Below are 440 nucleotides of genomic sequence, written 5' to 3'. Positions count from 1 at the left end.
GCGTTACCCGGCGCCGGGCCTGTCGGCGGTAAATCCAGTGCGCGCCGGCTATACCGTGAGCGGTGTGCAGGGCGTGCTTGATATGCGCTACAACGCCTGGCGCCTGCAGCCTGTCCCGGGTGCGGCCGCGCCGGCTTTCAATGCTGCTGCGAACCCGCGTGCGGGTGCCCCTGCGCGCCACGCCCAGGCCGATGTGCGCGTCGCTTCGTTCAACGTGCTGAACTACTTCAACGGAGACGGCAAAGGGGCTGGCTTTGACGATCCGGCCAATCGGGGTGCCAAGACACAGGCCGAGTTCGAACGCCAGGAAGCCAAGATCGTCGCCGCCATCCGCGAGCTCAATGCCGACGTGGTCGGCCTGATGGAAATCGAGAACGACGGCTACGGCGAGCTCAGCGCCATCCGCCGCCTGACGACCCAGCTTGGCGCCGACTGGCGCT

At 67.3% G+C, this 440-nt stretch carries 1 pseudogene; it reads left to right on the top strand.

The features are described 5' to 3' along the window. Positions 1-37: 37 nt before the first annotated feature. Positions 38-440 (top strand): annotated as a pseudogene (locus tag G9373_RS48050) (hypothetical protein); the annotation flags it as partial.

The sequence above is a fragment of the Rhodococcus sp. A14 genome, assembly GCF_011603105.1.
Taxonomy (GTDB): Bacteria; Actinomycetota; Actinomycetes; order Mycobacteriales; family Mycobacteriaceae; genus Rhodococcus_F; species Rhodococcus_F opacus.
The sequence above is the reverse complement of the archived record's forward strand: the minus strand, read 5'-3'. Positions and strand labels throughout refer to the sequence as shown.